At 66.9% G+C, this 13,993-nt stretch carries 12 protein-coding genes; 7 read left to right on the top strand and 5 right to left on the bottom strand.

The window, feature by feature from the left end; translation table 11 throughout:
• Positions 1-24 precede the first annotated feature (24 nt).
• From ACPDIT_RS08640 to ACPDIT_RS08620, 5 genes are all read right to left on the bottom strand, one after another.
• Positions 25-1,116 (bottom strand): lipid II:glycine glycyltransferase FemX, encoded by a 1,092-nt coding sequence (locus tag ACPDIT_RS08640; RefSeq protein WP_423442802.1) that lies wholly within the window; start codon positions 1,114-1,116, stop codon positions 25-27.
• Between the two features lie 7 nt (positions 1,117-1,123).
• Positions 1,124-2,284, bottom strand: a complete 1,161-nt coding sequence (locus tag ACPDIT_RS08635) for a DegT/DnrJ/EryC1/StrS family aminotransferase (protein ID WP_423442801.1) — start codon at positions 2,282-2,284, stop codon at positions 1,124-1,126.
• A gap of 160 nt (positions 2,285-2,444) precedes the next feature.
• Positions 2,445-3,542: a Gfo/Idh/MocA family protein gene (locus ACPDIT_RS08630; RefSeq protein ID WP_423442800.1), complete on the bottom strand. Its 1,098-nt coding sequence runs from the start codon at positions 3,540-3,542 to the stop codon at positions 2,445-2,447.
• A 32-nt stretch (positions 3,543-3,574) separates the two neighbouring features.
• Positions 3,575-4,327, bottom strand: a complete 753-nt coding sequence (locus tag ACPDIT_RS08625; RefSeq protein ID WP_423442799.1) for a sugar transferase — start codon at positions 4,325-4,327, stop codon at positions 3,575-3,577.
• A gap of 1,553 nt (positions 4,328-5,880) precedes the next feature.
• Positions 5,881-6,714, bottom strand: a complete 834-nt coding sequence (locus ACPDIT_RS08620; protein WP_423442798.1) for a hypothetical protein — start codon at positions 6,712-6,714, stop codon at positions 5,881-5,883.
• A 653-nt stretch (positions 6,715-7,367) separates the two neighbouring features.
• On the opposite strand from ACPDIT_RS08620, the gene ACPDIT_RS08615 reads away from it, so the two are divergent.
• The 7 genes from ACPDIT_RS08615 (at position 7,368) to ACPDIT_RS08585 (ending at position 13,867) form a co-directional block, all read left to right on the top strand.
• Entirely contained in the window at positions 7,368-8,834 is a 1,467-nt protein-coding gene (locus tag ACPDIT_RS08615) for an NAD(P)H-hydrate dehydratase (RefSeq protein ID WP_423442797.1), read from the top strand.
• Complete coding sequence (locus tag ACPDIT_RS08610; RefSeq protein WP_423442796.1) at positions 8,831-9,391, top strand: hypothetical protein; 561 nt, start codon at positions 8,831-8,833, stop codon at positions 9,389-9,391. The genes ACPDIT_RS08615 and ACPDIT_RS08610 overlap by 4 nt, the downstream gene beginning before the upstream one ends.
• A gap of 15 nt (positions 9,392-9,406) precedes the next feature.
• Positions 9,407-10,369 carry an AEC family transporter gene (locus ACPDIT_RS08605; RefSeq protein ID WP_423442795.1) on the top strand — a complete coding sequence of 321 codons (963 nt, stop codon included), beginning with the start codon at positions 9,407-9,409 and terminating at the stop codon, positions 10,367-10,369.
• 27 nt (positions 10,370-10,396) lie between these two features.
• Positions 10,397-11,731 (top strand): nucleoside recognition domain-containing protein, encoded by a 1,335-nt coding sequence (locus tag ACPDIT_RS08600; protein WP_423442794.1) that lies wholly within the window; start codon positions 10,397-10,399, stop codon positions 11,729-11,731.
• Positions 11,732-11,864: 133 nt separating this feature from the next.
• Positions 11,865-12,467 carry a crossover junction endodeoxyribonuclease RuvC gene (ruvC, locus tag ACPDIT_RS08595; protein ID WP_423442793.1) on the top strand — a complete coding sequence of 201 codons (603 nt, stop codon included), beginning with the start codon at positions 11,865-11,867 and terminating at the stop codon, positions 12,465-12,467.
• Between the two features lie 72 nt (positions 12,468-12,539).
• The gene (gene ruvA, locus ACPDIT_RS08590) at positions 12,540-13,154 is read left to right on the top strand and encodes a Holliday junction branch migration protein RuvA (protein ID WP_423442792.1); all 615 of its coding nucleotides are present in this window, start codon (positions 12,540-12,542) and stop codon (positions 13,152-13,154) included.
• Entirely contained in the window at positions 13,151-13,867 is a 717-nt protein-coding gene (locus ACPDIT_RS08585; RefSeq protein WP_423442791.1) for a lysophospholipid acyltransferase family protein, read from the top strand. The genes ruvA and ACPDIT_RS08585 overlap by 4 nt, the downstream gene beginning before the upstream one ends.
• Positions 13,868-13,993 lie beyond the last annotated feature (126 nt).

Here is a 13,993-nt window from a genome sequence, read left to right as displayed (position 1 = left end):
TTGCTTGCACGCATAGTATATCGGTCAATCCATGTGCGGGTAAAGGAGCTCTCCGGCCAACCGGAGCAAGGGCAGGGGCAGGAGTCGAAACATCACGGTGTGCCAGCCTTTGGCTTTGTCTTCCCGGGGGAGGAACCGATCGGTTCGTGCACTCCAGCAAAAGATCGGAATGCGTTCTTCACGGGCGCCCAGGCCGGATTTGAACCGGCGCAATCCCTCGTTCCACAGGGATGTGCGGCCCAGATGCAATTGCTGAAATCCACGCTCGCAACAATAGCGCATCCCGGCCCACATGGCCAGGTTATTGGGCCGGAATTCCTGGGCCGACAAATCGGAGGCGCCAAATTTGTAGAAGGCGTGGTTGCCGAAGTGCAGGAAGACCGCGGCGGCCACGACGGCCTGATCCTTGCGAACACGCACGACGAAGCCCTGGCCGCGGTCCACCAGACAGCGTTGCAGGTGTTGGAAAAAGCGCCAGGGTTGCGGCGGGAGTCCGTGGCGTTTGCGGGTGCGGCAATGGAGCCGGTAGTAATCGGCCATGGCGGCGGGGTCGGTGGCGATATCGGCTCGCAGGTTGGAGTCGAGCGCCTTGCGCAGGGAGCGGCGTGCGGCACTGTCCATCTGCGCGCGCAGGGCATCGGGGCCGGGTCGGAGATCCAGGACGTGACCGAGGAATTCCAGGGACGGCGGTGTGCCGGGGGGAACCACTTCAGCGCTGCGCAGTTCGACATGTTGCCAACCCACTTCGCGGGCGCGCCGGGTCAGACCGGGCCACAAGGCGCGTGCGGCGGCAAGCTCGGTGCGCAAGCACGGGCACAGGTCGGTAAAGGGCAGGCTGACGGCTCGTCGGCCGGTGAAGGGGCTACAGACCTCGGCCAGGGGCAGACAGGCCAGCCATTGGTCGCCTTGTTCCAAGCAAAGGTAGGCGGGGCGATGACCGTAGGTGGTTTGAAGGACCTCGATCCAGCCGCGGCTGTGAAACACCGTGGCCCCGGGGAGCCGGGCGACGCGCTGGTCCCAATCCGGGACCTGCAGCGGGTCCACCCAGCGCAAGGCCGGGGCCGGGGCAGAGCCGGCGGGCGGAGGGTCCCGGGGCTCTGTCCGTACCTTTTGCATCGGCATTTCAAGCTGCGCAGGCATGGGGCTTGACTTTCAATTCCGCCAGACAGTCGCGCAGTTCCCGCACCACCAGTTCGATCTGCTCCGGGCGCAACTCCGGGTACATGGGCAGGGAAAGGAACTCGCGCGCGCACTGTTCCGCCACGGGGAAGCTGCCCTCGCGCAGGCCGAGGGGGTGGTAGGCTTCCTGGAGGTGGACCGGCACCGGATAATGGATGCCGCAACCGATGCCGCGGCGGGTGAGCGCGTCGAGGACCCGATCCCGCTGCGGGACGCGCACGGCATACACGTGATAGACGTGTGTGCGATGCGGCGCCTCCTGGGGAACTACGATCTCCTCAAGGTCGGAGAGCAGCTCGTTGTAAAGCCGCGCATGGGTGCGGCGGGCTTCGTTGGCTGCGGCCAGGCGACGCAGTTTGATTTGCAGGACGGCGCCCTGGATGCCATCCATGCGCGCGTTCCAACCGATGTATTTGTGGTGATACTTTCGGACCTGGCCGTGGTCGCGGAGGCTCTGGATTCGGGCGGCCAGCTCGGCGTCGTCCGTGACCACCGCGCCGGCTTCGCCGAAGGCGCCGAGGTTTTTGCCGGGGTAAAAGCTGAAGCAGCCGGCAATGCCGAAGGTGCCGGCTTTGCGTCCCTTGTACGTGGCGCCGTGTGCCTGGCAGGCGTCCTCGATGACGGGAATCCCGTGGCGCCGGGCGACCTCCAGAATCGGGTCCATGTCCGCCATCTGCCCGAACAAGTGGACGGGGATGATGGCTTTGGTGCGAGGGGTGATGGCCCGCTCCAACAGGCTGGGGTCGAGGGTGTACGTTTGCGGGTCGATGTCCACAAACACGGGTCGCGCGCCACAAAACGAGACAGCCTCGGCGGTGGCCATGAAGGTGCTGGGCACGGTGATGACCTCGTCGCCGGGACCGACTCCCAGCGCCAACAGGCTCAGCCAGAGGGCATCGGTTCCATTGCCCACGCCGATGGCGTAGCGGCTGCCGCAGAAGGCGGCCCAATCTTTTTCGAAGGCGGCGACGAACGGGCCACCCGCGAAGGCGCTGGACTGGATGACGCGGTCGATGGCCTCGCGGACCTCCTCCAGGATCGGGGCGTGATGGGCCTGGAGGTCGAGGAAGGGGACTTTGATGGGTTGCATGGTCTTGTCGCTCATATGGTTGTTGACTTCGTGCCGCAAGGCAAGAGCAGCCTTCGGGCCAGGTTGGGATCCGTGCAGCCGGATGCCTGGCCGGCTCCGACCCGGCTGGAGGATTGGGCGGGCCACCGCCCCGGGAGGCGGCGCCGCCACCAGACGGCCCGGCCTCCGGTGGGTTTCATGGGTGGGAAAGTTGAGGCTGGAGCGATTTGGTTCGCTGGCCAACCGACGCATTCGCCCCTGAAAGGGAACCCGCTCCGTTGACCTCGACGGGTATGCCGCCGAGTTGAAGGGAACAGGAGGCCAGCTCGAGAATCCGCACCACTTCCATGCCCTCGCGCCCCGAGGTGAGCGGTTTCTGTCCGTTGCGGATGCAGTCGAGGAAGTGCTGGCATTCCAGCTTCAGGGGTTCCTCCTGCTTCACGTAGGGCACGTACATGTCCCCGTAGTGATAGGAGTACTGGAACTCGGCGAACGTGTCGTAATGCGGCGGCACTTCGACCCGAGCGTCGTAGATCTTGATTTTTTCGTGCACCGCGACGTCGTCGTACACGATCATTCGGCGTGTGCCCACGAAGGTCATCTCGCGGACCTTCTTGGGATCGAGCCAGCTGCTGTGGACCATGGCGATCCGGTGATGATCGAAGGTCAGATGCAGACTGGTGACGTCTTCGATGCCCGGAGTGATGTGGGCGTTGCCCCAGCAGGCGACCGTCCTGGGGAGGCTGTCCATGATGTAGAGGATGATGGAGAGGTCGTGCGGGGCGAGATCCCAGGTGACGTTGATGTCTTTCTGGAACAGGCCCAGATTGAGTCGGCGGGCGGCGATGTAGTGGAGCGGGCCGATGTCGCCGCGGCTGATGATCTCCTTGATTTTGCGGACCGCGGGGGAGAAGAGGAACGTGTGGCCCACCATGAGGATCAGGCCGCGTTCCTCGGCCAGCTGGATGAGTTCTTCACATTCGGCCACGCTGGTGGCCATCGGTTTTTCGATGAAGGTGTGTTTGCCGGCCAGGAGGCTGGCGCGGGCCATGGGGTAATGGAACCGCACGGGGGTGGCGATGGCGAGGGCGTCCAGTTCGGGGTCCTGCACCATCTCGTCGAAACTCTGCGTGCCCTGGACTTCCGGATAGAGCCGGCGCATGTGCGCCAGTCGCTCCGGGCTGACATCGCAGATGGATTTGAGCCGGCAATCCGGCAGTTGTCGGAAGTTGCGGATGAGGTTGGGACCCCAATATCCGCATCCGACCACGCCAACGGTCAGAGGCTTTGCCATGGCTGATTAATCGGCAGAAGAGCCGAAAGAGTTTAGGCGGCCTTGGCGGCACCGTTCGCGGCGGGAACGGCCGGCGTCGTCGGGGATGACGACGCCGGGGTGCGGACAGCGGCGCGGGTCTCACGCACCTGCGCCGCCAAGGCCGAGAAGGTTTTCGCCATGATACGGAGGTCCATCCAGAGCGATTTGGTTCGCGCGTACTGGATGTCGAGTTCGATCATCCGGCGGAAGGTGGTGTGGTTTTTGCCGCTGACCTGCCAGAGTCCGGTGAGGCCCGGGACGGCTTCGCAGCGTTGGCGCGCCCAGGCATCGTATTGCTCGTACTCGTAGGGCAGGCACGGGCGCGGGCCGACCAGGCTCATTTCGCCACGCAACACGTTGATGAGCTGGGGCAGCTCGTCCAGGCCGGTGGCCCGCAGGAAGGCACCCCCGCGGATGAGCCGGGGATCGCCCTTGACATCCAGTTTGATCATCGGCGCATCGCTCCGCATGAGCTGCTGCAGGTGTTGCCGATGACACGAGGTGTCGGCGTTCACCCGCATGGTGCGGAATTTCAGGCACCAGAATCGGCGGCCGCGGTACCCGATCCGTTCCTGGCGGAACAGGACCGGTCCGGGTGAGGTGAGTTTGATGTAGGCGGCGATGGCCAGTCCCAAGGGGAGGGTGACCGGCAGGCTCGCCACGATGCACAGAAGGTCCAGCAGACGCTTCCACGCGGGCAGGGGCGGCGACTCGATCCGCTCCTGCTCCAGGCTCAGGGCCATGGATTCCGTTCGCTCCACCATGATCATTTCGATTGGCTCCGTTCCCGTTTGTGTCCGGCGGACCGGACGTGCATCCCGAGGCTTTCGCCCTTGTGTCGGCGGCCCGAAGACCGGTCGAACCGCCGTGCACCATCCCACATCGGGATGCCTGGTTTGCGGCATCGACCGGCAGGGCGTGCCCGCGTGACGCACGCCTCTGCGTCGATGCACGCGACCACTATTGCAGAAGAGAAGAATCCGACAATCAGGGCGGGTCCCGGATCTTTGCCCTGGGGAATTGCCGTGGGTTGTCCGGTGGATTACGGATGCCGGCCGGAGGTGTTTTGGCGTTGGAGTGGGGACAAGAAATGGTGAAAAACGGCCAAAATCAGGGGTTTTGACGCGATTTCGGGCGGACAGTGCCCCCGGGGATTCCCCGGGGCTTGGATCCCGGCGTGGATGCCGGGGCCGAAACTCTGTGAAGCCCACAGAGGGGAATCATCCGCAGGAGACGACAATTCTGCCGAAAGAGCCCACCGAAGGCGGGCTGGTCCCACGGAGCACGCGGAAGAGAGCCCACGGAACACGCAGAAGACACAGATTGGAGATGATCCACCGACTGACGTCGGTGGCTACGAGTGAAAGCCCGCAGATCACGCAGGACACGCAGATGAGAGAGAGAGGGATCCGCCGACTCACGTCGGTGGCTACGACTGAAAGCCCACAGAGCACCCAGAGCACGCAGAACCAGCCATGACATTTTCAGGCCGCTCGGAGTGGTGCCGTGCAGGCAGCCTGGAAGCCTCGCGTCGTACTGGTAGCCGTCGCGGGAGCGCGGCGGATGCGAATTTGGTCCGCCGACTTCCGTCGGCGGCTACGAATCAGAGCCCGCGGAACACGCAGAACACAGATTGGAGATGATCCACCGACTGACGTCGGTGGCTACGAGTGAAAGCCCGCAGATCACGCAGGACACGCAGATGAGAGAGAGGTCCACCGACTGACGTCGGGGCCAACACGATTGGGATCCGCCGACTCATGTCGGCGGCTACCGGTTTGAGAGCCCACAGGGAATGCAGGTGTTACCGGGTAGCCGCCGCGGAAACGCGGCGGATGTGAAGTTGGTCCGCCGACTCACGTCGGCGGCTACGAGGAGAAGCCCACGGAGCATGCAGAAGAATACAAGTACTGGGCAGACCGCGCTCGGCCCGCCGGATTCGAAGTTCCCGCCGTCGCAGCCAGTCTCCGCGGCGCAAAAGGCCGGCTGGAGAATCCGGACGACCATGGCGGGCTCTCAGCCCCGCCCACGGGGGAGGCTTCCTCCTGCCCTGCTCTGTGCCGCGAGTCCAGTTGCTCGGACTGTTCCGTGCCGTGTTCGGTCCCGTCCCCGGGCTCCCGGACACCGATCCGGGCTGCTTTGCTTCGGGGATTCAGAAGGCCAAGCAGGTCGGGCTGCCGGCTTCGCACTGCCGGCGGGATGACGCGCGCCGAGCCGGACAGTTCGGAGGCAGGGTCTGCACCGGCCCATGGTACTCGCGCGGCCCTGCTCACGACCGCCGATGGCTGTCCCAACGACCGGGCAACCCGGTCCGCCCTCAAGCGTCGAACTCGTAGGACAAGTACACTGCCACGCCCTTCGAGCGCGCGTAGTCCCGCACCCCGGGCTCGCTTTCCATGTGCGCCACCAACACCCCGAACACCGGGCCCCCCAACAGCTCGCCCAGCCGACCCAGTCGCCGCTCCACGAACCGGTCCACGTCCTGTCGCGACAACTGCGCCTTGCTCTCTCCCACCACCCACACCTGCTGACCCTGTCGCTCCCCGCGCCCCAGAATGTTCACCTCCAGCGGTATGCCGCGTGTATCCAACACGAAATCCCGGCGCAGCCGCTCCCGCAGCCGCAGCCCATGATCCTTCTCCAACAGTGGTGGCAGCGTCCGGTAGGCCGTGTTCTCGAGCGTATAACCTTCCGTCATCGTCAGCACTCGGATCAGCTGATCGGTCTCGTCCAGCTGCCGCGACAGCCCCTCCAGCAGTTCCTCGGTGCGCTGCAGAGGCTCGGTGGGTTGACCGAGCCGCTCCTCCGTCCGGCGTTGCGCCTCGGCCAGCTGCTCGACCCGATGGGCGAGGGCTTCCAGGCGTTCGTCGGTCCGCCGCTGGGCCTCGGCGAGTCGATCGAGCCGCTCCTCGGTCCGCCGCTGGGCTTCGGCCAGGGCCTCGATTCGCTCGCCGAGGGGTTGGATTACCTGCTCGGTGCGCACCTGTGCCTCGGCAAGCTGTCGCAGCGCCACCTGGAGCGGATCGATTACTTCCCGAACCTCCGAGCGCACGTGCTCCTGCGCCAGCGCATCCAGCACCATGGCCACCTTCCGGGAAGCCTCCGGGCCCAGCGCCTCTTTCAGTTCCTCATATGCCTGCCAGACATTCATCGTCATCTTGATTGTGCCGGGCACCTTCGGGGATGTCAAAAAGCTGAGGGTATCGCCTGCCTCTCGGCTCTCACGGACCCAATCGGCGGCCCGATCCACGGAGCTTTCCGAGCCGTTCCGGGCCGGGCGGCCGGTAGGGGTCGACCCGGGACCCGCGTGTAGGCAGGATCCCGGCGAGCCCACAGAAACGCAGGAAACGCCGCGTGGGAATCGTCCTGCACCGAACCGAAATCGTGTCGCACACTGGAGTCCACCCCGGTGCGACACAGGGCTCCGGCCCGCAGGCGGGGCATCGAGGCTGATCACCGGGATACCGCCCTCTGGACCGCCCGCGGTCGGGCTGTACGCCGGGTTTCATCCCGCCCTCCCCCGTCCGCAGGAGTATCGGGCCGAACAGGATCGTGGCCCAAGCAACTGCTCGAGCCTTTCTCCGTGACCCGGGGCAGGCGGACCAACGCGACCTTGTTTCTCCACTCCGGGCCCGGTACAAAGCGGGAGCGATACACCGCGCGCGTTGGATTCGAGGCAAGAGGCCCAATCGCGTTGCCGGGCGAAGCCTCTCCAGGGGCGCGGGCATTGCCGGGTTGGAGTCCGGGAAAACCGAGTACAGGCCAACCAGATTCCCGGGAACACGCGGGAAACAGGTCAAAACCATGCCGGTGCCTGTCGTCAGTGTGGCGCAGATGCGCCAGTGGGAACAAGCCAGTTGGGCAGCGGGTCGCACCGAGGCGGGTGTGATCGCGCGGGTGGGCGCGCTCGTAGCTGCGCGCCTGCGGGAGCGCACCCGGCGCGGGGACCGCGTGCTTGTGCTGGCCGGCAAGGGGCACAACGGGGACGACGCGCGCGCCGCGGTGCCGCACCTCACGGATCGACGCGTTGAAGTCCTGGAGGTGCGGGATCCGGCCGCGGCGATGTCGGCGCTGGAAGCGGCGCTGACGCGACGGCCGCACTGGGTGCTGGATGGACTGTTCGGCATCGGACTGAATCGTCCCCTGGATGCCGGATGGTGTGCATTGATCCAGCGCTTGAATGCGGCGGGGGCCCGGGTGGTGTCCGTGGATGTTCCCTCCGGTCTGGACGCGGATCGGGGTGAACCCTGGGGCGCGGCGGTGCGGGCGGCCTGGACGCTCACGCTGGCGGCACCCAAACAAGGTTTGCTGCGGACGGAAGCCGCGGCCTTCACGGGACGGTTGGAGGTGATTCCGGACATCGGGCTGGTCCCCTGCCCTGTGACCAGTGACCGGCTTTGGACCCTGCCGGAGGATTTCGAGGACTGGCCGCCCGCCCGGCCGGCGATGGCGCACAAGGGCACGTTCGGGCATCTGGCGATCGTGGCGGGGAGTTTGGGGTTTCACGGGGCGGCCGTGTTGGCGGCGCGGGGCGCGCAGCGGGCCCGGCCGGGCTTGATCACGCTGTTGACGCCGGCGCCGGTGTACGGTCCGGTGGCTTCGCAATTGCAGTCGGTGATGGTGCATCCGTGGTCGGCGGCGCATGCGTTGCCGGGCAACTACTCGGCCGTGTTGATCGGTCCCGGCCTGGCAGCGCCGGATGTGCCGGCGGAAATCGTGCAGGCGTGTAGGCGGTTGTGGCGCGATGCCCCGGTGCCGGTGATCGTGGATGCGAGTGCCCTGGACTGGGTGCCGCCGGAGCCGGTGCCCCGAGGCGCCATTCGGGTGCTGACGCCTCATCCGGGGGAGGCGGCGCGCATGCTGCGCACCACGGCCGCGCAGGTGCAAGCGGATCGCGCGGGCGCATTGCGGGCATTGTCGGAGCGCTTCGGCGGGGCATGGGTGGTGTTGAAAGGGTACCAAACGCTGGTGGGTCGGTACGAGGGTGCGGTGTATGTGAACTCCTCGGGCAATCCGGGTTTGGCGCAGGGCGGCAGCGGGGATGTGCTGGCGGGGTACATCGCGGGCTGGTTGGCGCAACCGTGGTCGCACGCCGATCCGTTGCAGGCGCTGCGGTTTGCGGTCTGGCAACACGGGGCCGTGGCGGATCAGCTGGAGACAGAGCGGGACAACTGGGTCATCGAGGATCTGGTGAGCCGGCTGGGAGAGGCAAGGCCCGCGCCTGTCGAACCGGCGGAAGAGACAAGCACGCAAGAGAGGGCCGAGGGATGAGCACCGACTGGTTTGAATTGCTGAACACGGAGACGCCGGCGCATCTGGGGCCGGACCGGCGTGCGGGCACGTGGTCGGAATCCGAGATCCTGGCGCGGTTGGTTTCTTTGGAAGAAGCGGAACCCGCGGCCAGGAGGCGCAGTGTGGTCATTCGTGCCCTGGTGTTGTTGTGGCACGATCACTGGAACGCGGCGCATGAGCTGGTGCAGTCGGACCCGTCAGCCGACGCGGCGCTTGTGCACGCGATCGTGCACCGGCGGGAACCGGACCCGTGGAACTCGAAATACTGGTGGCGTCGGACCGGGGCGCATCCCGCATTGGAGCGCCTGGGGCGGGAGGCAGGTGCAGTGTTGGAGCGTCATGGAACGGCGGGCTGGGCCCGGCGGCTGTTGCCCGGGGGACGGTGGGATCCGTACGCGTTTGTCGATTTGTGCACGGAGCTGCAGGGGCGCGAGGAATCGGCCGAGGGGCAGGCGGCGCGGGCGCTGCAACGGGCGGAATTCGAGGCCGTGCTCGCCACGTTTGTCGGGGGCGCGGGATCAGGCCGGCAGGGTTGAAACCACGAGGGCCGGATGAATCCCTATCCGACGATTCTGGCGGCGGTGCTGCCGGTGTTCGGGATCATTGCTTGCGGTTTTGCGGTGCGGCGGCTGGAGTGGTTGACAGAGGAAGCGGATGCAAGCCTGTTGCGGGTGACGATTCAGTTGTTGGTGCCCTGCCTGGTGCTGGACTCGGCGTTGGGGAATCCGGCACTGGGCCAGTGGCGGAATCTGGTGTGGGCGCCGCTGACGGGGTTTGTCACGGTGGCGCTGGGGATGGCGGTGGCAGCGGCCGCACGACGACTTCACGGGTTGAGGGAGTCGGCAGCCGTGCGCACGTTCACGGTGACGGTGGGGATTTACAATTACGGCTACGTGCCGATTCCGCTGGCGGTGTTGTTGTTCGACAAGGCCACGACGGGGGTTTTGTTTTTGTTCATGGTGGGGGTGGAAACGGCGTTGTGGACGCTGGGCGTACTGGGACTGGCGGCACGCGGGACGGGTCGGATCGACTGGCGACGGTTGCTGAATGCGCCGTTGGTGGCAATCGTGGTGGCACTGCTGCTCAACAGTGTGCAGGGCCAGGCCTGGATTCCCGTGCCGGTGCGCACGGCGTTGCACTGGCTGGGCCAGTGCGCCATTCCGACGGCCCTGCTGTTGATCGGGGCGGTGGTGGCGGATCACCTGGGTCGGTTCCGTTCGGCCGCAGGTTGGCGTGTGATGGGCACGGCGGTGGTGTTGCGGCTGGGTGTGTTGCCCGCGCTGTTTCTGCTGCTGGCGCGGCTGCTGCCCGGCACCCCCGAACTCCAGCGGGTCCTGGTGCTGGAGGCGGCGATGCCGGCCGCGGTGTTTCCCATCGTGATGGCGCGGCAGTACGGCGGCGATGTGGCGACGGCGTTGCAGGTGGTCTTGAGCACCTCCGTGGTCTCGCTGGTGACGATGCCCTTGTGGATCCGGGCCGGTTTGGCGTGGATTGGCGGTGGGGCGGAGTTTTGAACCGCGTGGAGGCGCAGCGGAGCGTCTATGCTGAATTATCTGTGGCTCGGCATGCTGGTGGGAGCGGTAATTCTGGCCGGTGCGTCGGGCCGGCTGGAGTTGCTGACGGGCCGGGCCCTGGAGATGGCGCGTGTGGCCGTACTGGAGGTGGCGTTGCCGCTGGTGGGCCTAATGGCGCTGTGGCTGGGGATGATGCGGTTGGCGGAACGGGCGGGGTTGGTGCAGGCCCTGGCGCGGGCACTCCGGCCGGTGATGCGACGGTTGTTTCCCGATGTGCCCGGGGATCATCCGGCCATGGGGGCGATGGTGTTGAACCTGGCGGCGAACATGCTCGGCCTGGGCAATGCGGCCACGCCCCTGGGACTGCGGGCGATGCGGGAGCTGGACAAGCTGAATCCGCAGCCGGGCACGGCGACCAATGCGATGTGCACCTTTCTGGCGTTGAACACGGGCTCGGTGCAACTGGTGCCGGTGACGGCCATGGCGGTGCTGGCGGCGCAGCAGGCACGGGAACCGACGGCGATTGTGGGGACGGCGTTGGTGGCGACGTTGTGCAGTGCGGTCACAGCGGTGACGGCGGCGAAGGTCCTGGAGCGGCTGCGATGGTTTCGGCTCCCGCCCCGCGAAGCGACGTCGCCACGGCGCACGTCGAACGAGGAATCAGGGGCGGCGAGTCCGCCTGTGGAGGAACAGGCGCAGCCGGAGCCGGCACCGCTGGCATGGTGGGGGCTGCTGCTTTTGTGGGGATTGGTGGTTTTTTTCGTGGCGTTATGGGCGGTGCAGGTTTGGGGCCCGAGAGATGGGGCTGCCCCGGGCGTGGCGGGTTGGGCCGTGCGGGGATTGCAGGGCCTGTCACAACTGGCGGTGCCGTTTCTGCTGGCGTGGTTCCCGTTGTACGCGGCCCTGCGGCGGGTCCGGGTGTACGAGGAGTTCGTGGCCGGGGCGCGGGAGGGGTTCGAAGTCGCCGTCCGGATCATTCCGTATTTGGTGGCGATGCTGGTGGCCATCGGGATGTTTCGGGCGGCCGGCGGTGTGGAGCTGTTGAGTCGGTGGCTGACGCCGGTGCTGGGGTGGTTGGGGTTCCCGGCGGAGTTGCTGCCTCTGGCGCTGGTGCGACCGCTGAGCGGGAGCGGGGCGCTGGGGGTGTTTACGGAGCTGGTGCGCACGCACGGGCCGGATAGTTTGCTGGCGCGGATGGGCGGGACGCTCTACGGCAGCACGGAGACGACGTTTTACGTGTTGGCGGTGTATTTCGGCGCGGTCGGGGTGCAACGGATCCGGCATGCGCTTTGGGCGGGGCTCACCACGGACGTGGTGGCGATGGTGGTGTCGGTGTGGGTGTGTCGGTGGGTGTTCGATTGAGGCGGAAGGCGCCGCACGGGATGAGGCGGCCGGGCCGGGGCCAACGGAAATCGCCGGACCCGGAAGGCGCGAAATGCACCGGGGCGGTATTTCGCCATTGGACGGGACGCTCGGGACTGGCAGATTGGGCGCGATGGGGATTTCGATCAAAGCGTACGCCGAGCTGCAGGCGCGGTTGCGAAGACCCTCGGGCTCGGCCGAGCCGGCGGTGGCCGGACCCGTGGACCGGACGCCGGGGTTGGCGCTGGGGGTGGATCCTTCGCTGCGGGGGACCGGCTATGGGCTGGTGGCGCGGGAGGGGTCGGGGCTTCGTGCGGTGGACTATGGAACGATCGCGTGTCCGCGGGCCTGGTCCCGGACGGAGTGTTTGCGCGCGATTGCGCGGCGACTGCGGGAGATTGTGGAAGTGCATCGGCCCACGGTGGTGATCCTGGAAGGCTTGTTTCATGCCCGGAACGTGCGGACGGCCCTGGTGATGGGGGAAGCCCGGGGAGCGGCGCTGGCCGTGCTGGCCGAGTTCGGTTTGGAGATTTACGAGATCGCGCCCCGGCGGGTGAAGCTGGCGATCACGGGGCACGGAGCGGCGGCCAAGCTTGCCGTGGCGCGAATGGTGCAGCGGATGTTGTCGCTGCCGGAGACGCCGGCGCCGGATGCCGCGGATGCGCTGGCCCTGGCGGTGGCACACTGGCAGACGCAGGGGCGTCCGTGGGCCGCCTCGGGCGAACGCCGGCTCTGAGGTGGCAGGGGCAGGTTGCACGGCACGCGGCCGGGTGGACGGTTCGGCACCCAGTCACAGATTCACGGCACGATGATCGCCTTTTTGCATGGCACGTTGGTGGAGGCTTCGCCCACGGAGGTGTTGGTGGACGTGCACGGCGTGGGATATCAGGTGTTCATTCCGCTGTCGTCGTATGACAAGTTGCCGGCGGTGGGCCAGCCGGTGCGACTCTTGACGGAACTGATCGTGCGCGAGGATGCGCATCTGCTGTACGGATTCGCCACGGCGGAGGAACGGGACACGTTTCGACTCCTCATTCACACGGTGAACGGCATCGGGCCCAAGACGGCTTTGAGTGTGTTGAGCGGAATGAGCGTGCCGGCGTTTCGGGAGGCGGTGATGCGAGGGGATGTGCGGGCGTTGTCGCGGATTCCGGGTGTGGGACGCAAGACGGCGGAGCGGATCGTGGTGGAGTTGAAGGACAAGCTGGGGCCGGTGCTGCCGGTGGGCGGAACGGGCGGCGGGGTTTCTGTCGGGCTGACTGACGCCAAATGGAACGACGCGGTGCTGGCCCTGATGGCGCTGGGGTACAAGTCGGGCGAGGCGCAGGAGGCGGTGCGCGCGGTGGCGGCGGCGTTGGGCCCGCAAGCGACGGTCGAGGAACTGGTGCGCGCGGCGTTGAAACGGAGCGTGTCGGCGAAATGAACGAGGCGGTGCGTCAAGCCGATGGGCCCGTGGCGCGGAAACACCGGGGAGGTCCGGTGATTCCGCATGCGCCGACGCCGTGGCAGCGGTGGGCGGCCCGGCTGCTGTACCTGCTGGGGCGCGGTTTGACGAGGACGCTGCGCCGTAGGCTGCTGGACCGGGGCGGGTATGGTGCGGACTGGCCGGGGCAGGCGATTTACGTCATGTGGCACAACCGGCTGGCGTTGTGTCTGGAAGCGTACCGGGTGTTTGCGCGGCCGCACTCGCGCGCGGCGGGGTTGGCCGCATTGGTGAGTGCGAGCCGGGATGGCGGGTTTCTGGCCGCCGTTTTGGAGTGTTACGGTGTGCAACCGGTGCGGGGATCGTCGAGTCGGCGCGGGCCCCAGGCGTTGCTGGAGCTGACCACGTGGGCCGAACGCGGGTACGATCTGGCGATCACGCCCGACGGACCGCGCGGTCCGCGCTACGTGGTGCAGGAGGGGGTCATTGCGCTGGCGCAGGTGACCGGACTGCCGATCGTGCCGGCCTCCTATCGGCTGAGTTGGCGGGTGCGGTTGCGGAGCTGGGACGGGTTTCTGGTGCCGCTGCCGTTTTCGGTCTGGGAGGTGGTGCTGGGGCCGCGGCTGTGGGTGCCGCGCGAAGCCTCGGAGACCGAGCGAGAGTCGTTGCGGCAAGAGCTGGAGCGGCGGCTGCGGACCATCACCGAGGATTGAAGAGAAATCAGGCTGGTCAGGCAGGCGCGGATGAGGCAGAGTCGGGCCGGCCCGGCGAAGGCCCGCACGTGTGCTAAAGCAGGAAGCAAGGGTTTCGGCCGAGCACGACCGTGCGGACACGTCGGG

The organism is Limisphaera sp. VF-2 (assembly GCF_049537125.1).
GTDB lineage: Bacteria > Verrucomicrobiota > Verrucomicrobiia > Limisphaerales > Limisphaeraceae > Limisphaera.
The sequence above is the reverse complement of the archived record's forward strand: the minus strand, read 5'-3'. Positions and strand labels throughout refer to the sequence as shown.